Source organism: Aeromonas sp. 160P, assembly GCF_055193095.1.
This window is the reverse complement of sequence record NZ_JBUXKV010000001.1, coordinates 3,435,901-3,459,676: the sequence shown is the minus strand read 5'-3', so window position 1 is coordinate 3,459,676 and position 23,776 is coordinate 3,435,901. Positions and strand designations below refer to the sequence as shown.

Here is a 23,776-nt window from a genome sequence, read left to right as displayed (position 1 = left end):
CGAGAGTGGATGGCATGAAGATTTACGTAGGAAATCTGTCGTACCGGATGACGGCCGACGAACTGAAAACCCTGTTCAGCCAGTTTGGACAGGTCGAGAAGGTTGATATCATCATCGACCGCGATACCGGCCAGTCAAAGGGGTTTGGTTTTATTGAAATGCCGGTCAATGGTGATGCCGAAAAGGCCATCGCTGGTCTGCATGGCACGGAAGTCGGTGGCCGTACCATCACCGTCAACCAGGCCAAACCGAAGACAGATGCTCCCCGTGGACGCCCGCAACAGCGCCACCGCTAAGGTGCCTTTGCAATGAAAAACGGCATGGGTTTACCCCATGCCGTTTTTGTTTCTGAATGTTTTGCTGTTATCAGGGGACGTCGTAGCCGAGCGCCGCCTTGCGGATGCGGAACCACTGCTGGCGGTTAAGCTCGATGGATTCGGCGGCCACGGCGGCGGCAATCCGCTCCCGCTTGCCGGAGCCAATCAATGGCAGCGGCTGGCTCGGCAGCATCATCACCCAGGTGTAGACCACCTGCTCGATAGTCTGGGCGCCCACTTCGTGGCGGACCTGCTCCAGCTCGGCGCGCAGCGGCGCACAGGCGTCATCGCTGAACAGTCGGCCGCCGCCGAGGCATGACCAGGCCATCGGCTTGATACCAAGCTGCTGACACTGATCCAGAGTGCCATCGAGTGTCCCGTCCTGATGGAGCGGCGAGATCTCCAGCTGGTTGGTGACCAGCGGGAAGGGAAGGCGAGATTGCAGCAGCTCGAACTGGCGGGCAGTGAAGTTCGATACCCCGGCGTGCTTGATCTTGCCCGCCTGTTTCAGGGTGATGAAGGCGTCGGCCACTTCATCGGCATTCATCAGGGGATCCGGGCGGTGGATCAGCAGCAGATCCAGATGGTCGGTGCCGAGCTTGCGCAGCGAGGCCTCGGCGCTGGCGATGATATGACCCTTGCCGGTGTTGTAGTGGTTGAGGGCATGCTCCGGCTTGGCGGTGAGGGCGATGCCGCACTTGCTGACGATTTCCATCCGCTCGCGCAGGGAAGGTTCGAGGCGCAGGGCGTGACCAAAGGCCTCTTCGCACTGATAGCCGCCGTAGATATCGGCGTGATCTATGGTGGTGACCCCCAGATCCAGATGATATTTCATCAGATCGAGCAGAGCGGCCGGGGAGAGTTGCCACTCCATCAGGCGCCAGTAACCCATGATGAGGCGAGAGAAGGTGGGGCCTTGCGGATGCAGGGCGACACGGGATACAGACATGGTTGACTCCTTGGCAAACGAGATGCGAAAACGATGTGCAACATAGATGAGTGCGGGCATCTTGGCCTCATGTGGCTGGCAAAGCAATAATGGGCAGTGGCATGATTCGAACTTTGGTTCTGACCGCAGAGTGAGGGAGAGAGTTAGATGGAAGGATTTGCCGAGCGCTTGCAGAGCCTGATCGGGGAGATGAGCGTGAGTGCTTTTGCCCGCAAGGTGGGGCTCAGTGAAGCGCTGATCCGCAAATATTTGAAAGGGGCCGAGCCCGGCCTGGCGCGGGCCAACCAGATCGCCATGGGGGCCAACTGCTCGTTGGAGTGGCTGGCGACCGGCTGCGGTTATCTCTACCGTCAGGCGGAAGTGGTGGACAGAGAGGCGCTGGCGGCAGCGCAGCAACTGCTGGGCGAGCAGCAACCCGGGGTAGGGTTGCCCGATGAGGAGGCGCTGGTCACCCTGCTCGCCTATTACCAGTTTTTGCGCACCCACAAGAAAGCGGACGGTTTTCTCGATCTGGCGCTGGCGCGGGAGTTTGGTCGCCATCTGGGGGAAGCGTGATGAGGGGCGTATTACCCTTTGGTCGTGTCACGGCCGGTTGATTATTCTGATACGCTCTAGGCAAGATAATTCTCCATGGAATGGGCGATGAGCTACTTGATCCTCGGAAGCGGTGCGCTGGGCTCGGCGCTGGCAAGAGAGCTGATGGCAAGGGGGGAGTCCTTCCTGCTGGCCGGGCGCACCTATCCAAAAGGGATCGAGATGGGGGCCTTCTTCCCGCTGCAAGAGGTCGATGCCATCTCGTTCGATGCCCTGTTTACCCTCTACGATAGCGATCCGCTTCCCACCGTGGTCATCAACACCATCGGCGTGTTGCACGATGTCAGCTTTATGCCGGAGCGGCGGGTTGAAGAGGTGCACCCCAAATGGCTGTGCGACAGCCTGCTGGCCAATGCCTGGCCAACGCTGGCGCTGGCTGCCCGCTTCAGCCGGTTGATGGGAAATGACCATCCGCTGTGGCTCTGCGTCATATCCGATCTCGCTGGCTCCATCGCCGCCAATCGGGAGGGGGGGCGTTACAGCTACCGGATGAGCAAGGCGGCCCTCGATATGGGGGTGAAAACCCTGGCTCTTGAGTGGGCGCAGCGTTTCCCGCAAGCGGGGGTGGTGGCGGTGGCACCCGGCTTGATGGACTCCCCGATGAACACCCCCTTTCTGAGCGAGTTGCCTGCGGAACAATTGCAGGAGCCTGCCGAGGTGGCGGTGAAACTGCTCAATCTCATCAAGGGGTTATCGTTGACTCAATCGGGCCAGCTACTGGATCTCAACGGTCAGCCGCTGCCCTGGTAAATTCTGCCTGCGGGTTCCCCAGACGCCCATTTGCTTCACATTCTGCTTATGCGCCCCTTGCCAAGCGAGGGGCGCATGGCTAACGTCACTCTCCTGTTTCAGGAGGGATCTCATGCGCTATATCGATTTACGAAGTGACACTGTCACCCAGCCTACTGATGCCATGCGTCAGGCCATGCTCCACGCCGAAGTTGGTGACGATGTCTATGGTGAAGATCCGGGCGTCAACGCGCTGGAGGCCCACGGGGCCAGATTGCTGGGCAAACAGGCGGCGCTGTTTGTGCCGTCCGGTACCATGTCCAACCTGCTGGCGGTGATGAGTCACTGTCAGCGCGGTGAGGGGGCCATACTGGGATCCGCCGCTCACATCTATCGTTATGAAGCGCAGGGGAGTGCCGTGCTGGGCTCCGTGGCCCTGCAACCCTTGCCGATGCAGCGTGACGGCACGCTGGCATTCGATGATATCAAGGCGGCGCTGGCCCCTGATGATGCCCATTTCGTCCAGACTCGCCTTATCTGCCTTGAGAACACCCACAATGGCAAGGTGTTGCCGCTCTCCTATCTGCAGGAGATGGGGGCATTCGTTGCCGAGCGTGGCTTGAAGCTCCATCTCGATGGCGCCCGGCTCTTTAACGCCGCCGTGGCCAGCGAGACCCCGGTTGAGGTGATCGCCGCGCCGTTTGACAGCATCTCGATTTGCCTCTCCAAGGGGCTGGGCGCACCGGTTGGTTCGCTGCTGGTGGGCAGTCACGACTTCATCGCCCGTGCACGCCGCCTGCGCAAGATGCTGGGGGGCGGTATGCGTCAGGCGGGCATTCTGGCGCAAGCCGGTCTGTTTGCCCTCGAGCAGCATGTAGCCCGTCTGGCGGATGATCACCGCCGTGCCAAGCGGCTAGCCGAAGGGCTAGCGGCGTTGCCGGGCATCGAGCTCGACCTATCGCTGGTGCAGAGCAACATGGTGTTCCTGCGGCTGCGTGAGGGGGAATCAGCCCCTCTGCTGGCCTTTATGAAGGAGCGGGGGATCCTCTTCTCCGGTTACGGCGAGCTGCGGCTGGTAACTCATCTGCAGATCAACGATGACGATATCGAAGAGGTGATCGATGCCTTCACCGAGTATCTCGGGGCGCGTTGAGACTGTTTGGTGATGTAGACGTTATACCGAGACTTGTTTATACCGAAATAACAGAGGGCGCCGCGGCGCCCTCTGTTATTTGCAGCAGTCTCAAGCCTGTCGTTGGCCGCTCATCAGCATAGCCTCATCGGTGGCGTCGTAGATCATCACCGCTATGTGGGTCACCTGACCGCCGAAATCGGCCAGTGGCACCAGCGTCAGGTTCTGGAACATGTGGGGGGCCGAGCCGGTAATGGGACGATAGTTGGAGAAACGCAGCAGATAGGGTTTCTGCTCCCAGGTGCTGAAGGCGCGGTTGTTGAGCTTGAAGACTATGTTGGCCTTGCGCTCGAACCAGGCTTTGTCCACATCGGGGAACAGCTCGAACAGCACGCCATCGCGTACTTCACCGGCCAGTCGGCCGCTGTGGCTCTCCATAAAGCCGTTCCACACCTGCACCTTGTACTCCTTGTCGAGCACCAGCAAACCGACGTCCAGGTTCTGGACTATGTTCATCAGCCAATGAAATTCACGGATTTCCATAGTCACTCCTAGAGCATGTGCATGATTTTGTTGTTCATGGTGGCGATGGAATCTTCGGTAAACAGCAGCAGCAGATCACACTGCACCGCGTAATCCTGGATCCGGTAGTTGATCTCGATGGCTAGCGTGCGGCGCCAGCGACTCTTGTTGGTATTGATCAGCTCGTTGATGGATCTGTGCTGGCCAAGGACCACAGGGTGGCCCTGACTGAAGGGGGTATCTAGCTGATTGGCGTAGCCGCGCAGGAAGGCGCCGATCAGCACGTTGGCGGTATCCATCAGCAGTTCGAGTTCGGCGGTGCGATCCAGCGCACCCGGATGGTTCATCAGCTTGGCCAGATCCTGAAAACTGGCGTCATGGAACAGCACTAGCGCCTCGCCAGCAATCCCTGCGCCGATAAAGCCCTGACAGACGGCAGAGAGGGTGTCAGAGTCTGCGGCAGCCGAGAGGGCCATGTGCAGCTCGGAGACCTCCAGCACGTTGACGTTGGGGATGGGCAGCACCACGAAGGCGTTGAGCAGACGGGCCAGTAAGTCGGCCGCCTGACCCATGGAGACGTTGGCCAGCTCCTGATAGACGTCACGAATCTCCGGGGTGATGATGACCCCCGCATCGGCGATCACCCCGCTGGGCAACGACTCGGCTGCACTCGGCTGACCGCTTGGGGCTGCGCTCCAGAAGCCATGCTTTTTGAGCAGGGCGAGCAGGGTGTCAGGGGCGGCAGGCTTCTTGATGAAATCGAGCGCCCCCAGCCCCATGACCCGCTGATAGGCTTCCGGCTGGATGTCGCCGGAGACCACGATCACCTTGTTGCGCAGCCCCTCCCGTTTTAGGGTCTCCAGCACGCCGTAACCGTCCATCTCTGGCATGGTGAGATCGAGAAAGATGAGATCGCCATGACCCATCAATACCTGTTCGATCCCTTCGAGACCATTGGCCGCGTAGTGCAAATCGACTTTCCAGTCGGCGGGGAGGGCCCGCGCCAGCTGTTTGCGGGCGAACCCGGAGTCATCACATATCAATACATTCATGGCGTTAGGCAGGCTCTGTTGGCAAGGATTGCTATAAGTGTGGCCCGCTAACGGTCAGATGCAATGGGTGAGGGTATCACCTTGTGAAAATTGGTTGTCCCATTGCCGATTGCGATAGCGCGCTGAGTATTTTTCAACAAATTCAACGAACATCTTAACACGCAGCGGGGCGAACTGCTGCTGGCAACACAACATGTAGAAGGGGCGATTGCCGGTTTGCCAGTCAGTCAGTACCGGCACCAGCTGCTCGTCATGGAGGAAGCTGTTCAAATAGTGCCGGGGGGCATTGACGATCCCCAGATGACGCCTTGCCGCCCGCACCGCCGCCTGAGTCTGGTTGACGGTCAGCTTGGCAGTGCGTTTGATACAGACACTCTGCCCATCCTTGTCGGTCAACTGCCAGTGTTGGTGCGGCCAGCAGTAGATGAGCTCGTGCTCTTCCAGCTGATTGGGGTGGGATGGGGTTCCTTTTTTGGCTAGATAGAGCGGCGAGGCAAACAGGCCGTACTCGATATGACCGAGACAGATCGCATTGGGCAGCGATTGGGGCAGCTCACCGTTGAAGAACACCAGATCCCGATCATTGTCGAACAGGTGCTGGTGATCATTGGTCTGGTTGATATCGAACTGCACCTCGGGATAGTGCAGCCCGAATTCGGCCAGCATATCGATCAAGATGGTGTTGGAGAGCGCGATCGGTGCCGCTATCCGGATAAGTCCGGTGATGTCGGCCTCTTTGCCCTGAATCTCGCTGGTGGCCTGTTCGATTTGCGCGAGCGGCGTGCAGATACGTTCGTAGTATCTGAGACCCTCATCAGTAAGCCGGATTTTGCGAGTAGAGCGATGTAGCAGGGAGCAACCCAGTTGCTCTTCCAGCTGTGATATGCGTCGACTGATGGTGCCTGTTGGCATCCCCAGTGCGGCGGCAGCGTGGGAGAATCCCCCCTCTTGCACCACCTTGACGAACAGGTAGAACTCTTCGATGTGCTTCATAAACGCTGTTCTGGGTGTAACAAGGGGGCAACCATAAAAAGAGCGTCCAGGGTTGGCAAGCGTAATTCAGCGTTTAATTGATCTGGATTCGATTTCTGCTGATACCACTTTTGCCGTGGCTTGTTAACTAAATGATTACATCCAGGTGGTAATAGGGCACTCGTTACGTTTGCTGAGTGCGATATGGTCAACCGCATAGTCGGTGGGCAAAGAGGATATGACTCAAGTTGTATGATGCAGTCGTTTTGGTATGGCAGTACTGGCGTACTGCGGGGTCGCCGCATCTGTCTCCGATAAAAATGAGATCACGATCACGTATTCACGTTTTGCCCCTGTGTTGCCGGAGAATGGATATGGTGTATTTCAGAATCATGATTAATGCATAAATATTGTTCGCACGGGTGTGTTTTTGTCTGTTTCTCCATCCACTTGGTTAATTAATGGATGTTTTGTCAAAGGAATGACGACTATTTTTGTCGCTGATTAAACAGTTAATAAGAAAGGCGCCGCAGCAAAAAAGCAATTTGTGTTGAAAGGGCTCGACTGAGCATCTCTTAGTGCTTGTTTTTAATGGAGAAAAAAGTTAAAAATTGACAATGTAACGCACTTGAATTAGCGATGAAAACGGCTGTTTCCCTTCTCTCCATTGTTGGAAATGCCTTTTTGTTACTGATTTTTGAAGTCGTGTTGTCTGCTCTTGGCCATATTAAAAATGGTGGTCGAGAGGTGTTTGCTCCTTGCATTCGACCTCTGGCAGTTTGCTAGATTTCTCTCTTGGTTAGCCAGTGACCATCCAGCAGGAATGACCTTGATCTGATGAATACCCTTGACGAACGGTTACTGAAAACCATGGATGTGCTACATACCCCGATTTGGGTGTATGACATCGAGCATCATCATATTTTCTGGGCAAATCGTGCGGCTCTTCCCGTCTGGGAGGCCACGTCCCTTGCGGAGCTCTGTGCCCGCGATTTTTCGGCCGATATGGCCACCGCCATCGATCTGTTGTTGCAGCGCTATCTGGGGGATTTCCAGCAGGGCCGCAGTTACAACGAGTGGTGGACCCTCTCCCCAAAGGGGGTCAAGAAGCAGATCTATCTGCGCCTCTCCGGCATTCAGCTGGCTGGCCGTCTGATGATGATGACCGAGGCGGTGCTCGACTCCGATACCCTCTATCAGGAGTCCTCTCTGGCGACCGGCGATACCCTGGCCTGCTTGTTCGATAGCCACGGTGTGTTCGAGAGTGGCAACTACCACTTCGAGATGTGTTTTGGTCACCAGATCGCCAAACTATCCCAGATCTTCTCCGGCAATGACGACAGTTTTTACCAGAAGCTCTCTCGCCTTGATGAGGTGGTGACGGAAGGGGAGTGCCGTACCCTCAAGGGGATGCGCTGGTTCCAGTATCAGTTCCGCTATATCCAGCAGGGAGCCCGCATTCTGCTCACTATGCGGGACATTACCGACCGCAAACTCGAGGAGCTGGAGCATCGCCACCTCGCCTGGCACGACTCCCTGACCGGTCTGCTCAACCGTTATGGTTTGATGAAATCCCTTGAGGCCTATTGTGGCCTGGGTGAGCGTTTCGCGCTGGTATTCATGGATCTGGACAACTTCAAGCTGGTCAATGACAACTACGGCCACAAGGCAGGAGATCGGCTATTGGAGCGGGTCGCCGGTCGCCTAAAACAGATTTGCCCGCGGGATGTGGAGCTGGCTCGCCTCGGTGGCGATGAGTTCACCGCGCTGGTGCCGCTGGGCAATCAGGGGGATCGGGCACAAGAGGTGGCCGATCAGATGCTCTCCCAGATGACCAAACCGCTGCAGCTGAGCGGGCTGCCGGAGGTGACCATCGGCGGCAGTATCGGCATCGCCATCTATCCTGATGATGCCGATGATGGGGATAACCTCATCACCCGTGCCGACATGGCGATGTATCAGGCCAAGCAGATGGGGCGGCTGCGCTGGCAGCGTTTCACCCCCAGCATGCAGCAGACCCTGCAGCGCAAGCTCAACCTCAAGCAGTTTCTGGCCAAGGCCATCGGCCGTCAGGAGTTGAGCCTCTGTTACCAGCCGCAGGTTGATGCGGCCAAGGGAAGGTTGATTGGTTATGAAGCGCTATTGCGCTGGTACAACCCGGTACTCGGCCATGTCTCACCGGTGGAATTTATTCCACTGGCCGAAGAGATGGGGTTGATCCGCGAAATTGGCAGTTGGGTGCTCTCCACCGCCCTGGCTCAGATGGCCAGTTGGAAAACGCGCTTCGCGCAGCGAGTGCCGGTCTCCGTCAACCTGTCCGGTTTTCAGCTTTCATCTTCGCTGCCGGGAAAAGTGCGCCAGCAGTTGGTAATGCACGGGGTCGATGCCTCGTTACTGACGCTGGAGCTGACCGAAACCGTGCTGATGCTCGATATGAAGGGGTGTCTCGGCATTCTCGATGCGTTGAGCGAGCAGGGGATCAAGATTGCCATCGACGATTTTGGCACCGGCTACTCATCCCTTGCGTACCTGAATCGCTTGCCCATCGACACCATCAAGCTGGACCGATCCTTCGTGGTGGGCCTCAACCTGCCGGTGATCCGGGCAACCGCCGCCATGGCCACCAATCTGGGGTTGGAGATCATGGCTGAAGGGGTTGAGGAGCCCCACGAACTGGCTGCCCTGCAGACCCAGGGGTGTCAGGTATTCCAGGGTTACCTGTTCAGCAAACCGCTGACGGTGGCGCAAGTTGAGGCGAGCGGTTTCGTGGTTGAGTGTCAGGCCGGGCGTTATCCACTGCTTGACGCCGTCATGGCAGAGTGAAAAGTGTGCGTTAGGCCACAATTTGGGATTTTATCCCGCCATATTTAATCAATATTAATCATCTTTTTGCGGCCCGTCATGGGACGGATTGGCAGGGATTGCTAGCATGCGACCTCGTTTCTAGGGAAAGGAGTATCGCAATAATGAGTCATGCTGCTGTCAATGACCGTCCAGCCAGCCCTCCCAACGGCTGGCTGAACCGTTTCCTCAATGGCGTCGAGAAAGCCGGGAACAAATTACCCGACCCCGCCATGCTGTTCCTCTACGCCTTGCTGATCGTCTGGGTCGGCTCCTGGGTGTTGTCACAATTCCAGTTTGATCTGGTCAACCCCCGAACCGGTGAGGCGGTGATGGTCAACAACCTGCTGACCGGTGCCGGTCTGGCAGAGTTTCTCTCCACCATGGTGACCACCTTCACCGGTTTTGCACCTCTTGGTATCGTGCTGGTGGCCATGCTGGGGGTCGGGGTGGCCGAGCAGTCCGGTTTTATCAACACCGGTCTGAAAAAGCTGCTGAAAGTGACGCCAGCGCGGTTTCTGACCCCCATGCTGATTCTGGTAGCGATCGTCAGCCATACCGCCGCAGATGCCGGTTATGTGCTGGTGATCCCCATCGGTGGCATCATCTTCCACGCTGCCGGGCGTCATCCGCTGGCGGGGATCGCCGCCGCCTTTGCCGGGGTCTCCGGTGGTTTTGCCGCCAACTTTTTGCCCTCCGGTGGGGATGCGCTGCTGCAGGGCTTTACCCAATCAGCCGCTCAGTTGCTCGATCCTGACTACATGGTCAACACCCTGTGTAACATCATCTTCACCGGTGCCTCCTCCTTGCTGATCATCTGCGTCGGCTGGTTTGTCACCGAAAAAGTGGTGGAGCCGCGTCTCAAGCACGTGGCGCTCAACGAGGATCTGGAGAGTGCCGACGAGATGGGCCGCTACAGCGCGCAAGAGAGCCGGGCGTTCAACTGGGCCGGGTTTGCCATGCTGGCGGCCATCGTGCTGCTGGCGCTGGCGCTCTCCCCGAGCGATTCGCCGCTGCGAGCCGCTGACGGCTCCCTGACTACCTTTGCCGCGCCGGTGATGAAGTCCATCGTGCCGCTCATTTTCCTGCTCTTTATTTTGCCCGGTATTGTTTATGGCTTTGTCGCTGGCAACTTCAAGAGTGGCAAGGATGTGATTGATGCCATGTCGGCCACCATGAACAAGATGGGCTCCTACATGGTGATGGCCTTCTTCTGCGCGCTGTTTATCAAGGCGTTTGGCGACTCCAACCTGGGTACTCTGCTGGCTCTCTCCGGTGCCGAAGTGCTCCATGCGCTGGCGTTGCCTGGTCAGGTCACCATCGTCGGAATGATCTTGCTTACCGCAGCCGTCAATCTGGTGGTGGGGTCGGCATCGGCCAAATGGGCGCTGATCAGCCCGATCCTGGTGCCCATGCTGATGGCGGTGGGGATCTCCCCCGAGCTGACTCAAGCGGCCTATCGGGTTGGGGATTCCGCCTCCAACATCATTACGCCGCTGATGGTGTTCTTCCCGCTGGTGGTGGTCTATTGCCAACGCTATGTGAAGAGTACCGGGATCGGCACCCTGGTCTCGATGATGCTGCCTTACTCGCTGGCCTTCCTGGTGAGCTGGACCATTTTCCTGCTGCTTTACTGGGCGCTGGGGTTCCCGCTCGGGTTGCAAGCCCCTTACGTTTATCCTGCCCCTTAAACAGGGTTATGCGAGGGAGCCTTGGGCTCTCTCGTTTTTTTCGTTATGGTGTGACCTCATTTTGGAGGTGCCATGAATCAGACCATCGATCTTATCCTTTCCCATCGCTCCATCCGTCAGTTCACTGCCGAGCCGATCGCCCCGCAGCAGCTGGATGCCATTATCGCTGCCGCCCAGTCAGCCTCAACCTCGAGTTTCTTGCAGGTGACCAGCATTGTGCGAGTCACTGCACCCGATGTGCGCCAGCAGTTGGCGATGCTGGCGGGTAATCAGCCCTACGTAGTTCAAGCGGCAGAGTTTCTGGTGTTCTGCGCCGATTACTATCGTCACAGCCAGATCGTGCCCGAGGCCCAGACCGGTTACGCGGAGCAACTGCTGATCGGCGCCATCGACGGCGCCCTGATGGCACAAAATGCCCTGCTGGCGGCCCAGTCGCTGGGGCTGGGTGGTGTCTATATCGGTGGTATTCGCAACAATCCGGCCGAGGTGAGCGAGCTGCTCGGCTTGCCCCATCAGGTGATCCCGCTGTTTGGCCTCTGCCTCGGTCATCCGGATCAACAACCAGAGCAGAAACCTCGTTTGCCCAAGACGTTGGTGGTGCATCAGGAGCGCTATCAACCGCAGCTGGATCGCGATCTGCTGGCCCGGTACGATCAGCAGATCGCGGCCTACTATCAGGCCCGCAGCAGCAACAACAAACAGCAGACCTGGAGTGGCCAGATCCGCTCGATTTTAAGTAAAGAGTCCCGCCCTTTCATGATGGGCTTCTTGCAATCGCGGGGCTTTAACCTCAAGTAATGGCGCTGATGGGCGATACTATGGGGAAGTGGCCACCATGGTCATCATCCCCTGATCATGCAATCGCTCCCTGAGACCGGGTGGCGACAAATCGTGGGCAAGGGGGGATATGCAGGCTACCTTAAGTGGGTAAGCTGTTGTAGGATCACGCAATTGGACTGGGACAGGGGTTTGGACATCCTATGATTTTAACTTTGGTATTGCTGTCTATCGGCGCACTCCTGTTTTTGGTTATCGCCTATAACGTGGTGCAGCAATATAAGCAGAAGGCTGAGGCGGACAAGCGTCACGCCGTTGCCAGACACAAGACGGTGGCCGACGAGACCGAAGAGGTACTGCTGAACGTCAATCTGGTGCCTTTTTCCAAGAACATGGTGTTGCTGTTGCAGCACCGGATCCTCGATGCCTATCGCGCCATCGCCCAGGTGATGCCCAACAACCAGATCAAGCAGCGCATCGCCGATGTGCAGACCCAGATCAAGAACGTGCAGGAAAACTACAGTCCTCATGATGAAGGGCATTTCAAAACCCCTGAGTCTGATCGCCAGGCGATCCAGATGCTGCAACTGGTCAAGAAGATGCGGGCCGTGCTGCGAGTTGAGCACAATAAGGGCAAGATTGACCCGCAGGGGTTTGCTCAGGAAGAGCGCCGGCTCGAGCTGATGCAGCTCAAAATCAATATCTCCAATTTGATCAAGCGGGCGATGGATGCGCAGATCCAGGGCCAATTTGGTACCTGTCGCCAACTCTATATCAAGGGACTCTCTGCCATCGGCAATGTCGGTGACAAAGATCCGTATCTGGTCGCCCGAGAAGAGGATATGCGGCAGGGTCTCAAGGCGCTTGATGAACAACAGCAACAGAACAGCGCGCAGGATCTGCAGAATATCAAGGACAAGGAAACCGACGAGCTCGATGTCCTGTTTCAACCCAAGAAGAAATGGTAAGTATGTCTCATTCACTCGATTCCACACTGGGGCCAATGGCCCCATTTGTTTCTCAGCTGTTGGCCGAGCTGGCCGCCACTGGCATCACTATTCCCCAGCCAACGGTCGATCACCTTTGTTATCGGGCCGCCACCTTGCAGGAGTATCGCGCGCTATGTGCTGTGCTGGCCGAGGCGGGCACCTTGCTGGTGGAGGGGATGATCGGCGGTCGCCCCATCGTCACCTATCAGCTGCATCAGCCGGTGCTGGCTGGCGAGGTGCAGGTGCCCTGCATCGAGCTGGCTGCGCCGAAACCGGGTCGTGTCCATCAGGCCGGGCTCGAGCATATCGAGCTGGTCGTTGCCTCGCTGCAGGATCTGGTGGCGCGCTATCCCGAGCTGCCATTCAAAACCGGCAATATGCAATGTACCCGCAATCCTGATATCGGGCTGATGTTGCCCTCCGGCCAGATCAAGTTTCACCTGCGCCCGCTGGCAGAAGTGATCGCCGAAGAGGTGGCGACCGGCTCGGTAATGGCGGTGCCTGCAAACTATTTCGAGCAGGATTGATTGCGCGCACAATGCATCGCGCGAGCCTGACAAGCTCTTGAATAACGCAGCAAAAGGGGTCACCAGCGTGACCCCTTTTGCTATCTGGCTGTGCTTTTTGCTATCTGGCTGCGCTGGACCACGAGATGGTTATCGGGTAGTGGGTGACCCTGTTTGCGCTGATCCTGTTACCCGTGCCGGTGGGGTTGCTGGGCGGACAGTGGCGATTCGCTTCGCTGCTTGAGGCGGCCGAGCCAGAGGCTTAACCCTGCCGTCAGGAAGAGAACCAGCTCAATCCCCATGACCAGCCCGCCAAGCTGGCCCTGTTCCCAGAACGGGTGCAAGTAAAGCCCACCCAGACTGGCCCCCAGATAGTAGGCCACCAGATAGAGGGAGGAGGCGAGGGCCCGGTGGTGTTCGACATGATGGCCCACCCAGGCACTTGCACAGGCGTGTGCCAGGAAAAAGCCGAAGCTGGAGACCAGCAAGCCACTCAGGATCCCGGGCAGACTACCCAGTAGCAGCCACAGAGTGCCGACGGCCATCAGTGCGATCCCCACTAGCAGCATACGTTGTGCCCCCCAGCGGTTGGCAAAGCGGCCGCTCAGAGAGGAGGCCACCGTCCCCGAAAGATAGGTGAGAAACAGCATGCCGAGCCACTGGGTGGGCAGCGAGAAGGGGGGCTTGGCCAGCAGGAAGGTGAGGTAACTGAACTGGTTCAGAAACACCATGAAGTTGAGGCCGCCAATCAGATAAGCCCCCAACAGTAACGGATTTGTGAGGTGTTGCTGCAAGGCGCGGGCGAATTGACCGCGAACGGGGGCGCTTGCCACAAAGCGGGTCTGATGGGGCAGCAGCCAAAAGACCAACGGCAGAAGCGACAGGCTGATAAGACCAATCCCCAGAAAGGTGTGCTGCCAGTCGCCAAACCAGCCTGCCAGCAGGCCGCCCACCACCCGACCGGCAATGCCACCGAGGGAGTTGGCGGCAATATAGACTCCCACCGCCGAGAGCAGCGCCCGTTTGCTGAACTCTTCCCCCATGTAGGCGATGGCGGTCGCGGGCAGCCCGGCCAGCAGCGCCCCCTGTACAATGCGCAGCAACAACAGGGAGCTGAACTGTTCAACCAGCGGGATCAGCAATGAGAGCAGGATCGCCAGGGTGAGGGTGCCCAGCATGACCTGCCGACGGCCATGGCGATCCGCCAGTCTGGCGCAGATCAGCAGGGAGGCGGCGAGGCCTGCAGTGCATCCTGCCAGGGTCCAGCTGGCAGACAGGGAATTGACCGAGAAGACCTCGGCAATCAGAGGTAACAAGGGGTGGGTCTGGTAGAGATTTAGAAACACCAGAAAAGAGCCCAGGCTGAGTGCCAGGGTTGCGCGTATCCACTCGCGACTTCCAACTTCAATCATTGCGTATTGTCCTGACTGCTTTTGGTCAGGGTAGAGCCCTTAGCGTTATAAATATAATATATTTAAGTTATCCATCTCATAAGATGAATTGATACATGGATCTGAAACAGCTCACCTATCTGCTGGCAGTCAGGGATGCCGGCTCGTTTACCAAGGCGGCCAATAGTTTGCACGTGGCACAACCGGCCATCAGCATGGCCATCGCCAAACTGGAGCAGCAGCTTGAATTGCGGCTGTTTGATCGTCAGGACCGGGCGGTACGACTCACCCCGGAGGGGGAAGTACTCTGCCGCCATGCCGAGCGTCTGTTGCTGCAAATGCATCAGGCAGAAGCGGAAATGGCAGAGCTCAAGGGGTTGGAGCGGGGAGAGGTGCGGATCGGGATCCCCTATATGATGGGCTCCTACTATTTCCCCCCTCGTCTGATGGCCTTCAAGCACCGCTACCCCGGCCTCAAGATCCGGGTCGAGGAGGCCGGTACCCGCGAGTTGCTCAGCCGGATGGTGGATGGCTCCCTCGATCTGGCCATTCTCATCACCAGTGATCTGCCGCCCGCCATCGAGGGGGCACACCTGCTGAGCGAAGAGATGTTGATGGTGGTGGGGGACGATCACCCCCTGCGCGACGAACCGGCCGTGACTCTCTCGCAGTTTTTTGCTCAGGAGTTGGCGCTGTTTCGCCGTGGTTTCTATCACCGGGAGCATATGGAGGCGCTGGCCCAGAGCCTGGGCGTTGAACCCGATATCGCCTTCGAGAGCAATCTCATCCCCCTGCTCAAGGCGGTGGTGCGGCAAGGTTTTGCGGTGACCACCTTCTTGCGGATGGTGCTGGAAGAGGAGCCGGATCTGAGCGGCGTGCCCTTCGACCCACCCATCTACCTCGATCTTTGTGTGGCGTGGCGGCGTGGCGATCCGCTCTCCATGGCCAACCGTGCCTTGCGCGATTTTCTACTCAAGGATCGCCCGGCCTGATGGCGGCGGGCCATTGCTGAAAGTTTGTTACTATTAAGGGTGGGTTCGCTTGAGGGCTACACCATGAAACTGCAGCAATTGCGCTATATCGTCGAGGTAGCCAACCACAGGCTGAATCTGTCGGCCACTGCCGAAAGCCTCTACACCTCCCAGCCAGGGATCAGCAAACAGGTGCGGATGCTGGAGGATGAACTGGGGGTGCAGATCTTCGAGCGCAGCGGCAAACACCTGACCCAGATCACCCCCATAGGGCGGGATGTGATCAAAGTGGCTGCCGAGGTGCTGGACAAAGTCGCCACCATTAAGGTGATGGCCAAGCAGCATGTGCATCCGGAGCAGGGAACCCTCACCATTGCCGCCACTCATCTGCAGGCTCGCTATATTCTGCCTGCCCTTCTCAAGGGGTTCATGACCCGCTTTCCCAAAGTTGCCGTAACTGTGATGCAGGGGAGTGCGGCGCAGTGCCGTGCAGCTGTGCTTGCTGGCGTTGCCAATCTGTTACTTGTCGATGATCTGCAAGAGGGGAGCGATCTGCTGATGCTCCCCTGTTTTCAGTGGCAACGGGGCTTGGTGCTGCCAAAGGAGCATCCGTTGGCGAAAGCAGCATCACTGACTCCGGCCGAGCTGGTCGAGTTTGCGTTGGTGACCGACGGAAGGGGGCTATCTGCTGCTCATGGCGCCGATTGTGCCCATGCCGAAAGCCGGATCGCCTGCAGTGCGAGCGACAGCGATGTGCTCAAGACCTATGTCAGACAAGGGATGGGGATTGGGGTCATGGCAACCTTTGCCTGGGAGCCCCAGCGCGATGGCGATCTGCTGCTCAAGCCGGTGCCCTGGCTACCTGGTAGTGTGGCAGCTATCGGGCTGCGCAGAGGGGCGTTTTTGTGTGGTTATTTGTACGATCTGATCGAACGTCTCGCGCCACAATTGACCCGGGAGCAGGTCAACCAATGCTGTGCAGCTCGCAGTGGTGAAGAGCTTGATGCACTGCTGGCCAATCTGACTGTGCCACAACGATAGTCTTGGCCGTTGTGTGACCGTCACAAGAAAAACGCCTCCCAATCGGAGGCGTTTGACTATCTGCAATCCACTAAATCAGGCTCACTTCTTCAGCATGTGATCCAGCTTGTTGGCCTTGGTTGACAGATAGAACTCATTGTGGGGATTACGCCCTTCCTGCAGCGGCACCCGCTCGGCGACCGGAATGCCGAAGGATTCCATCGCTTTCATCTTGCGCGGGTTGTTGGTCATCAAGCGTAGGGATTTCACCTCGAGCTGCTTGAGCATGTCGGCGCAGATGGTGTAATCGCGCATATCGGCGGCAAAGCCGAGGGCCACGTTGGCCTCAACGGTATCGGCCCCCTGATCCTGCAGGTGATAAGCGCGGATCTTGTTGAGCAAGCCGATGCCACGGCCTTCTTGACGCACATATAACAAGACACCACGGCCTGCCTTGGCAATATTTTCCATGGCGGCTTGCAACTGGAATCCGCAGTCGCAACGCAGACTGAACAGGGCGTCACCGGTCAGACATTCAGAGTGGATACGACCCAACACAGGGTCATCGCCGGTAACGTCGCCCATCACCAGTGCGGCGTGATCCTTGCCTGTGCCGGTTTCCTGAAAACCTACCAGCGTGAAGGTGCCCCAAGGGGTTGGCAATTTGGATTTGGCCACGAGGGTAACGCTGCTCATAGGTTGCTCCTTACTACTCACTGCTCAAAAAAGGGGGGCCAGTTTAACGTGCCTTGTCGGGAACAACCATAAGAACAAGTCCCTGCATTGCTTACTGAAATTTCCAAACGTGATACTGGACTGCCACGAAGCGGCCCTTTTCAGTCTTTGTGCCGATTGATGACTGCCAGGCACATCACATTCGGGTATAATCGGCGCCCATTAACCCACCCCTTCGGGATGGGAGCAACACAGTGCAGGAGAGAAGTTATGCCTCAGATGGCCCCCGTAATGACAATTGATGGCCCCAGTGGTGCAGGTAAAGGCACCTTGTGTCAGCTGCTTGCTGAAAAGCTGGGTTGGCACTTGCTGGATTCCGGCGCCATCTATCGGGTGTTATCCCTGGCCGCTCTGCATCACGACGTGGCGTTGGATAGTGAAGCCTCACTGGTGCCGCTGGCCGCCAATCTGGACGTGCAATTTCAGGTGGAAGGCGATGCCGTAAAGGTGATCCTGGAAGGGGAGGATGTGTCACGCACCATTCGTACCGAAGAGGTGGGTAATGCCGCCAGTAAAATCGCGGCTTTCCCCCGGGTGCGTGAAGCCTTACTACGTCGTCAACGGGCATTTCGTCAAGCTCCGGGTCTGATTGCCGACGGTCGAGACATGGGCACCGTGGTTTTCCCAGAAGCCGAAGTGAAGATTTTCCTCGATGCCAGCGCTGAAGAACGGGCCCAGCGCCGCTATAAGCAGTTGCAAGATAAGGGCTTTGATGTTAACTTTGAGCGTCTTTTAACCGAGATTCGGGAACGTGACGACCGCGATAGAAATCGTGCCGTAGCGCCCCTTAAAGCGGCAGAAGATGCTCTGGTGGTGGACTCTACCGCCATGAGCATAGAGGAAGTGCTGGCAACAGTACTTGCCTATGCAGAGCAACAACTTGGTGATGCCAGCGCAAGCTGACATCCGGTCGTCTGCACCATGGATGGCGCAGATTATTTAAAACAGCCCCGCTTGTGCCGGATTGCAAGTGGATGTTTCATTTGTGACATAAACAATGATCGAATCTTTTGCTCAACTCTTTGAAGAGTCCCTGAACTCCGTTGAAACCCGTCAAGGTTCCATCGTCAAGGGTACTGTCGTTGCTATCGAAAATGGTTTTGTACTGGTTGACGCCGGTCTGAAATCCGAGTCTGCCATCCCGGCTGAAGAATTCAAGAACGCCCTGGGCGAGCTGGAAATCAGCGTGGGTGACACCGTTGACGTAGCTCTGGACTCTATCGAAGATGGTTTCGGCGAAACCAAGCTGTCCCGTGAAAAAGCCAAGCGCCACGAAGCCTGGCTGCAGCTTGAGAAGGCTTACGAAGAGCAAGCTACCGTTATCGGTATCATCAACGGCAAGGTCAAGGGTGGTTTCACCGTTGAACTGAATGGCATCCGTGCCTTCCTGCCGGGTTCTCTGGTTGACGTGCGTCCGATCCGTGACACCGCTCACCTGGAAAACAAAGAACTCGAGTTCAAAGTCATCAAGCTGGACCAGAAGCGCAACAACGTTGTTGTTTCCCGTCGTGCTGTGATCGAGACCGAGAACACCTCCGAGCGCGAAAGCCTGCTGGCTAACCTGCAAGAAGGTCAAGAAGTTAAGGGTATCGTTAAGAACCTGACCGACTACGGTGCATTCGTAGATCTGGGCGGTGTTGACGGCCTGCTGCACATCACTGACATGGCGTGGAAGCGCGTTAAGCATCCTTCCGAAATCGTCAACGTTGGCGACGAGATTGCTGTCAAGGTTCTGAAGTTTGACCGCGAGCGTACCCGTGTATCTCTGGGTCTGAAGCAGCTGGGCGAAGATCCCTGGGTTGCTATCGCCAAGCGTTACCCGGAGACCACCCGTCTGTCTGGCCGCGTGACCAACCTGACCGACTACGGCTGCTTCGTTGAAATCGAAGAAGGCGTTGAAGGCCTGGTACACGTATCCGAGATGGATTGGACCAACAAGAACATCCACCCGTCCAAAGTTGTTAACGTTGGCGACGTGGTTGACGTGATGGTTCTGGACATCGACGAAGAGCGTCGTCGTATCTCCCTGGGTCTGAAGCAGTGCAAATCTAACCCATGGCAGCTGTTTGCCGAAACTCACGCCAAAGGCGACCGTGTTTCTGGCAAGATCAAGTCCATCACTGACTTCGGTATCTTCATCGGTCTGGATGGCGGCATCGACGGTCTGGTTCACCTGTCTGACATCTCCTGGAACAACCAGGGCGAAGAAGCCGTGCGTGAATTCAAGAAAGGCGACGAGATCGAAGCCGTTGTTCTGCAAGTGGATCCAGAGCGTGAGCGCATCTCCCTGGGTGTCAAGCAGATCGAAGAAGACCCATTCAACAAGTACCTGGCTGATAACAAGAAAGGTGCTATCGTGAAGGGTAAGGTTACCGAGGTTGATGCCAAAGGTGCCGTTATCGAACTGGCTGACGGCGTAGAAGGCTACCTGCGTGCCTCCGACGCTGCTCGTGACCGTGTAGAAGACGCCACTCTGGTGTTGTCTGTTGGTGACGAAGTTGAAGCTCGTTTCATGGGTGTTGATCGTAAGAACCGCACTGTAAGCCTGTCTGTCCGTGCTAAGGACGAGGCTGATGAGCGTGTTGCTATCGATAGCCTGAACCAACAAGAAGAAGTTGTGTTCAGCAATGCTATGATGGAAGCATTCAAAGCCGCCAAGGGTGAGTAATCCTTGATGCATAAAAAGGGCGGCATTGCGCCGCCCTTTTTTATCTTGGCATAAATGAATATTGCATGTGATCGGGGAAGGAGATTTAACGTTATGACCAAATCAGATCTCATCGAACAACTGGCATCCAGCCGCATGCATATGCCGGCCAAGGATGTCGAAGCTGCCATCAAGGAAATCCTTGAACAGATGGCGTCGACCTTGCAAAACGGCGACCGGATTGAAATCCGCGGATTTGGCAGTTTTTCACTGCATTATCGTGCTCCCCGAGTGGGACGTAACCCCAAGACGGGGGACAAGGTTGAACTGACCGGGAAATATGTTCCGCACTTCAAGCCTGGTAAAGAGTTGCGCGAGCGCGTCAACATCATCGAATAATGTAGAAATGGGCATACCTCAGGTATGCCTTTTTTGTTTTTGGCATGGATTCCTGTGCCAATCGTCTTGTTTCTGAAACTCTTTTCCCATTCACGCTAGAGTCTGCCTGCGATTTTAAGGATAATCAGCCTCTCATTAGATACTGACAGGGAGCTCTTATGAAGCGTATCTTGGCACTCATTCCGTTGGTGCTGGCATTCATTCTGACGCTGGCACTGGGTTCACAAAATGGCCAGCTGGTTCAGTTCAATTACCTGATCGCTCAGGGTGAGTTCTCACTTGCCATGTTATTGGGTTTCTTCTTCGCTGGCGGTTTTTTGCTGGGCTGGCTGGTATTTGGCCTGCTGTTCCTGCGCCTGAAGATGCAAAACCGTACCCTTAATCGCACCATGCGTCGTCAATCCCGCGAGTTGGAGCTGGCCCGTTCACCGGGTAAGGAATAATGTTCCTCCATGCTTGAACTGCTTTTCCTGCTGTTACCCATTGCTGCCGGTTATGGCTGGTACATGGGCCGCAGGAGTGTTCGCCAGGACACCCAGAAACAGAGTAACGAGTTTTCCCGCCAGTATGTGGCGGGCCTCAACTATTTGCTGTCCGATGAATCCGACAAGGCGGTGGATCTCTTTATCCAGTTGCTTGAGGTGGACAGTGAAACCATCGAAACCCACCTCTCTCTTGGCAATCTGTTTCGCCAGCGGGGGGAGGTCGATCGTGCCATCAAGATCCACCAGAACCTGGTGACCCGCCAACTGACCCGTGAACAGCGCCAGCTTGCATTGCAAGAGCTGGCCCGTGATTTTCTGGCCGCAGGTTTGCTGGACCGGGCAGAAGCGCTCTGGAACGAGCTGTGCGATGACAGCGATTTCGAAGAGACGGCGCTGGCGCAGCTACTGATCATCCATCAGCAGTTACGGGATTGGGACAAGGCGATTGATGCCGCAGTCCGGCTGCAAAAATTCCAGGGCAAGAAACTCGCAGCCCCCATCTCCCACTTCTATTGCGAACAGGCCGAGATTGCCTTGCGTGAGGGCAACCCTGGCGAGGGGCTGGCCAAGTTGAATCGAGCGCTTAGCATCAACCCCGCCTGTGCCCGCGCCAGTTTGCGTTTGGCGGACCACGCCATGGCACAGGGGGAGTATGAGCAGGCAGGTAAAGAATTGCTGCGGGTGTTTGAGCAGGATATGGATTTTGCCTCCGAGGCAATGCCCAAATTGCTCGAGTGCTATCAGCAGTTGGGCCGCACGCCAGCGTTGATCCCGCTGCTTGAAAAGGCGGTGGAAGATCATGCAGGCGTCAGCGTGACTTTGGCCCTTGCCAAGCTGGTTGAAGAGCGTGACGGCCTGAGCCAGGCCCGTTCACTGGTGTTGCGCCAGCTGCGTCGTCATCCCTCGATGAAAGGTTTTTACCAGTTGGTGGGTTTTCAGCTGGCCAGTGCGGAGGAGGGGCCTGCCAAGGAGAGTCTCGAACTGCTGCAACAGCTGGTTGGCGCGCAGATCAAAATCAAATCAACCCACAAGTGTCGGCAGTGTGGCTTTGCTACTCATTCGCTGTTCTGGCAATGTCCATCTTGTCGCCAGTGGGGTTCCATCAAGCCGATCCGTGGTCTGGACGGTGAATAACAAGCAATAGGATGTGAGATGCAAGATCCCAAAGTACTGGTAGCGCTGGATTATCAACACGAGGCAGATGCCTTAGCGTTCGTTGAACGTATCTCTCCGGCCCAGTGCCGTCTCAAGGTAGGCAAGGAGATGTTTACCCTGTTTGGCCCGCAGTTTGTACGTCAGCTGGTGGCTAAGGGATTCGATGTCTTTCTGGATCTGAAGTTTCACGATATTCCCAATACCGTTGCCAAAGCGGTGGCAGCAAGTGCCGAGCTCGGTGTCTGGATGGTCAACGTGCATGCCAGTGGTGGCGAGCGGATGATGCGTGCCGCCGTCGATGCGCTGCTGCCCTATGGCGACAAGGCGCCTTGGCTTATCGGAGTGACAGTGCTGACCAGCATGGAGCAGTCCGACATGACTCCCCTTGGGTTGGATGTTAGCCCGGCCGAGCAGGTGATCCGGCTGGCTACCTTGACCAAGACATCCGGTCTGGATGGGGTGGTCTGCTCTGCCAACGAGGCTCATGAGCTGAAAGCCTTGCTGGGCGCCGATTTCAAGCTGGTGACCCCGGGCATTCGCCCGACCGGTTCAGCAGCGGGCGATCAGCGCCGGGTGATGACACCGAGAGCTGCGGTCGAGGCGGGCTCCGATTATCTGGTTATCGGTCGTCCCATTACCCAGGCTACCGATCCGGCCGCCATGCTGGCCAGCATCAATGCCGAGCTGGCTGGTGCGTAACAGGCTCATTCAGTGAAACACGGTGCAGGCCAAGCAACAGGCCTGCACCTGCCCCGATAAGATGAGAGCCGATGTGTACCCTGGCATTGATCAGGGTGGCGATCGGGCTATCTCCTGCGTTGTAGAAGTCCATCACCAGCTTGAGCCCCATCCCCGCTAGTAGCAGCCAGCCCGATGTGCGGCGTCCGTGGTGGATATCCTGCATCGCCCCCCAGACAAACAGGCCATGCAGCGAGCCGGATAGCCCCATGTACCACTGGGTCTGTGGGCACCACCACCAGATCCCCAAGCCCACCGCCAGCCAGAGCAGCAGCATCAGCAGTGGCAGATGAGCCTGCCCCAGGTAGTCGCGAAACAGGTTATAGAGGATAGTGAGGCCACCCAGATTGAGCAGCAGGTGCCACAGATTGGTATGGGCCAGATTGCCTGTTATGATCCGCCACCCTTCGCCCTCGGCGATCAAGGGCCGATCGAAGGAGAGCTGAAGATTGGGAACGGTAAAGAAGAGTAGCAAGCTGGTGAGAGAGAGCGTGATAACCCAGAGCAATCCAGATTTGTCTGACAACATGAAACAGTCCAACGACAAGAACAGTCGATACTGTACACGTTGCACCCGAGCCCTCAAAGCCTGCCTGTGCGATTATATTGTGGCGGTTGATAACCCAACTCCCCTCTACATTTTGCAGCACCCCAACGAGGTAGCGCACCCCAAGGGCACCGCGGCGCTGCTGGCGGCCTCTTTGCTGCAGTGCGAGATCCATGTGGGGGAGGACTTTTCCCGCGATGAGTGGCTCAATGCACTGCTCACAGATCCTTCCCGTCGCTGCTATCTACTCTGGCCGGATGAGGATGCCATTTCGCTGACCGATCTTCGCCAAGAGCTGGAGAGTGAACCCTCTGATACGGCGTCCGTCGCCTTTATTTTGCTCGACGGCACCTGGCGCAAAGCCTATCGCATGTTGCAGAGCAACCCGGCACTGGCCCGCTTGCCCCGTATCGGCATTGGCGCCATTGCCGGTCAATATGCCATTCGCAAGAAACCCTTTCCCGATGCCCTCTCTACCATAGAGGCGGGTTATCACCTCTTGTCCCGGTGGGAGGGGAGGCCGGCGCGCTATGCGCCCTTGCTGACCCTGTTCAACCGGTTGAATACCCAGTGGCAGGACTTTGCCGAAGGCCGCCGTGTGTGACAATTCAAGGAGT

The 23,776-nt window shown here is 57.1% G+C and carries 25 protein-coding genes; 18 read left to right on the top strand and 7 right to left on the bottom strand.

Translation table 11 applies throughout. The features are described from left to right. Positions 1–14 precede the first annotated feature (14 nt). A complete protein-coding gene (locus ACY8FN_RS16070; RefSeq protein WP_162515556.1) occupies positions 15–296 on the top strand; it encodes an RNA recognition motif domain-containing protein in 282 nt (93 codons plus the stop codon). A 70-nt stretch (positions 297–366) separates the two neighbouring features. On the opposite strand, the gene ACY8FN_RS16065 is transcribed toward ACY8FN_RS16070, so the two are convergent. Next, positions 367–1,266, bottom strand: coding sequence for an aldo/keto reductase (locus ACY8FN_RS16065; RefSeq protein ID WP_463100575.1), 900 nt, complete (start codon positions 1,264–1,266; stop codon positions 367–369). Positions 1,267–1,413: 147 nt separating this feature from the next. Here ACY8FN_RS16065 and ACY8FN_RS16060 point away from each other — a divergent pair, with 147 nt between their 5' ends. The 3 genes from ACY8FN_RS16060 to ltaE all read left to right on the top strand — a co-directional run bounded on the left by ACY8FN_RS16060 (position 1,414) and on the right by ltaE (position 3,742). After that, positions 1,414–1,821: a helix-turn-helix domain-containing protein gene (locus ACY8FN_RS16060; RefSeq protein ID WP_033137628.1), complete on the top strand. Its 408-nt coding sequence runs from the start codon at positions 1,414–1,416 to the stop codon at positions 1,819–1,821. A gap of 87 nt (positions 1,822–1,908) precedes the next feature. After that, positions 1,909–2,610, top strand: coding sequence for an SDR family oxidoreductase (locus ACY8FN_RS16055; RefSeq protein ID WP_463100574.1), 702 nt, complete (start codon positions 1,909–1,911; stop codon positions 2,608–2,610). 112 nt (positions 2,611–2,722) lie between these two features. Next, on the top strand, positions 2,723–3,742 hold the full coding sequence (gene ltaE / locus ACY8FN_RS16050) for a low-specificity L-threonine aldolase (RefSeq protein ID WP_463100573.1): 1,020 nt from the start codon (positions 2,723–2,725) through the stop codon (positions 3,740–3,742). Positions 3,743–3,832: 90 nt separating this feature from the next. On the opposite strand, the gene ACY8FN_RS16045 is transcribed toward ltaE, so the two are convergent. Genes ACY8FN_RS16045 through ACY8FN_RS16035 form a run of 3 tightly spaced genes read right to left on the bottom strand, consistent with a single transcriptional unit; the run spans position 3,833 to position 6,288 of the window. Further along, positions 3,833–4,264, bottom strand: a complete 432-nt coding sequence (locus ACY8FN_RS16045) for a PAS domain-containing protein (protein WP_463100572.1) — start codon at positions 4,262–4,264, stop codon at positions 3,833–3,835. A gap of 8 nt (positions 4,265–4,272) precedes the next feature. Beyond that, a complete protein-coding gene (locus ACY8FN_RS16040) occupies positions 4,273–5,295 on the bottom strand; it encodes a response regulator (protein ID WP_101346873.1) in 1,023 nt (340 codons plus the stop codon). 54 nt (positions 5,296–5,349) lie between these two features. After that, complete coding sequence (locus ACY8FN_RS16035) at positions 5,350–6,288, bottom strand: LysR family transcriptional regulator (RefSeq protein WP_101324430.1); 939 nt, start codon at positions 6,286–6,288, stop codon at positions 5,350–5,352. 849 nt (positions 6,289–7,137) lie between these two features. Between ACY8FN_RS16035 and ACY8FN_RS16030 the strand changes: the two genes are divergently transcribed. The 5 genes from ACY8FN_RS16030 (at position 7,138) to ACY8FN_RS16010 (ending at position 13,092) form a co-directional block, all read left to right on the top strand. After that, positions 7,138–9,090 (top strand): putative bifunctional diguanylate cyclase/phosphodiesterase, encoded by a 1,953-nt coding sequence (locus ACY8FN_RS16030; RefSeq protein ID WP_463101189.1) that lies wholly within the window; start codon positions 7,138–7,140, stop codon positions 9,088–9,090. A gap of 143 nt (positions 9,091–9,233) precedes the next feature. After that, positions 9,234–10,799 (top strand): AbgT family transporter, encoded by a 1,566-nt coding sequence (locus tag ACY8FN_RS16025; protein ID WP_463100571.1) that lies wholly within the window; start codon positions 9,234–9,236, stop codon positions 10,797–10,799. 72 nt (positions 10,800–10,871) lie between these two features. Beyond that, a complete protein-coding gene (gene nfsA, locus ACY8FN_RS16020; RefSeq protein WP_463100570.1) occupies positions 10,872–11,597 on the top strand; it encodes an oxygen-insensitive NADPH nitroreductase in 726 nt (241 codons plus the stop codon). 182 nt (positions 11,598–11,779) lie between these two features. Then, positions 11,780–12,544: a DNA repair protein gene (locus ACY8FN_RS16015; protein WP_101316518.1), complete on the top strand. Its 765-nt coding sequence runs from the start codon at positions 11,780–11,782 to the stop codon at positions 12,542–12,544. After that, positions 12,538–13,092, top strand: a complete 555-nt coding sequence (locus tag ACY8FN_RS16010) for a VOC family protein (RefSeq protein WP_463100569.1) — start codon at positions 12,538–12,540, stop codon at positions 13,090–13,092. The genes ACY8FN_RS16015 and ACY8FN_RS16010 overlap by 7 nt, the downstream gene beginning before the upstream one ends. A 167-nt stretch (positions 13,093–13,259) precedes the next feature. Here the strand turns inward: ACY8FN_RS16010 and ACY8FN_RS16005 are convergent, their stop codons facing one another. Further along, a complete protein-coding gene (locus ACY8FN_RS16005; protein ID WP_463100568.1) occupies positions 13,260–14,483 on the bottom strand; it encodes an MFS transporter in 1,224 nt (407 codons plus the stop codon). Positions 14,484–14,578: 95 nt separating this feature from the next. On the opposite strand from ACY8FN_RS16005, the gene ACY8FN_RS16000 reads away from it, so the two are divergent. Together ACY8FN_RS16000 and ACY8FN_RS15995 are read left to right on the top strand one after the other, a co-directional pair. Then, positions 14,579–15,454 (top strand): LysR family transcriptional regulator, encoded by an 876-nt coding sequence (locus ACY8FN_RS16000; protein ID WP_421299906.1) that lies wholly within the window; start codon positions 14,579–14,581, stop codon positions 15,452–15,454. 63 nt (positions 15,455–15,517) lie between these two features. Beyond that, on the top strand, positions 15,518–16,474 hold the full coding sequence (locus ACY8FN_RS15995; protein ID WP_463100567.1) for a LysR substrate-binding domain-containing protein: 957 nt from the start codon (positions 15,518–15,520) through the stop codon (positions 16,472–16,474). Between the two features lie 81 nt (positions 16,475–16,555). On the opposite strand, the gene ribA is transcribed toward ACY8FN_RS15995, so the two are convergent. Beyond that, the gene (gene ribA / locus ACY8FN_RS15990; RefSeq protein ID WP_042019127.1) at positions 16,556–17,149 is read right to left on the bottom strand and encodes a GTP cyclohydrolase II; all 594 of its coding nucleotides are present in this window, start codon (positions 17,147–17,149) and stop codon (positions 16,556–16,558) included. A 249-nt stretch (positions 17,150–17,398) separates the two neighbouring features. Here ribA and cmk point away from each other — a divergent pair, with 249 nt between their 5' ends. From cmk to pyrF, 6 genes are all read left to right on the top strand, one after another. Then, positions 17,399–18,091 carry a (d)CMP kinase gene (gene cmk / locus ACY8FN_RS15985; protein ID WP_042019128.1) on the top strand — a complete coding sequence of 231 codons (693 nt, stop codon included), beginning with the start codon at positions 17,399–17,401 and terminating at the stop codon, positions 18,089–18,091. A 94-nt stretch (positions 18,092–18,185) separates the two neighbouring features. Then, positions 18,186–19,856 (top strand): 30S ribosomal protein S1, encoded by a 1,671-nt coding sequence (gene rpsA, locus ACY8FN_RS15980; RefSeq protein WP_042019129.1) that lies wholly within the window; start codon positions 18,186–18,188, stop codon positions 19,854–19,856. Positions 19,857–19,949: 93 nt separating this feature from the next. After that, positions 19,950–20,234, top strand: coding sequence for an integration host factor subunit beta (ihfB, locus tag ACY8FN_RS15975; RefSeq protein WP_033136607.1), 285 nt, complete (start codon positions 19,950–19,952; stop codon positions 20,232–20,234). Positions 20,235–20,392: 158 nt separating this feature from the next. Continuing rightward, a complete protein-coding gene (locus ACY8FN_RS15970) occupies positions 20,393–20,677 on the top strand; it encodes a LapA family protein (RefSeq protein WP_042019130.1) in 285 nt (94 codons plus the stop codon). A 9-nt stretch (positions 20,678–20,686) separates the two neighbouring features. Then, on the top strand, positions 20,687–21,853 hold the full coding sequence (gene lapB, locus ACY8FN_RS15965) for a lipopolysaccharide assembly protein LapB (protein WP_463100566.1): 1,167 nt from the start codon (positions 20,687–20,689) through the stop codon (positions 21,851–21,853). Positions 21,854–21,871: 18 nt separating this feature from the next. Continuing rightward, positions 21,872–22,573, top strand: a complete 702-nt coding sequence (gene pyrF, locus ACY8FN_RS15960) for an orotidine-5'-phosphate decarboxylase (protein WP_101324439.1) — start codon at positions 21,872–21,874, stop codon at positions 22,571–22,573. Here the strand turns inward: pyrF and rrtA are convergent. Beyond that, a complete protein-coding gene (rrtA, locus tag ACY8FN_RS15955) occupies positions 22,548–23,141 on the bottom strand; it encodes a rhombosortase (protein ID WP_463100565.1) in 594 nt (197 codons plus the stop codon). The genes pyrF and rrtA overlap by 26 nt on opposite strands. On the opposite strand from rrtA, the gene ACY8FN_RS15950 reads away from it, so the two are divergent. Next, positions 23,140–23,763, top strand: coding sequence for a tRNA-uridine aminocarboxypropyltransferase (locus ACY8FN_RS15950; RefSeq protein WP_463100564.1), 624 nt, complete (start codon positions 23,140–23,142; stop codon positions 23,761–23,763). The two genes, rrtA and ACY8FN_RS15950, sit on opposite strands and share 2 nt — an antisense overlap. The last annotated feature ends 13 nt before the right edge of the window (positions 23,764–23,776 follow it).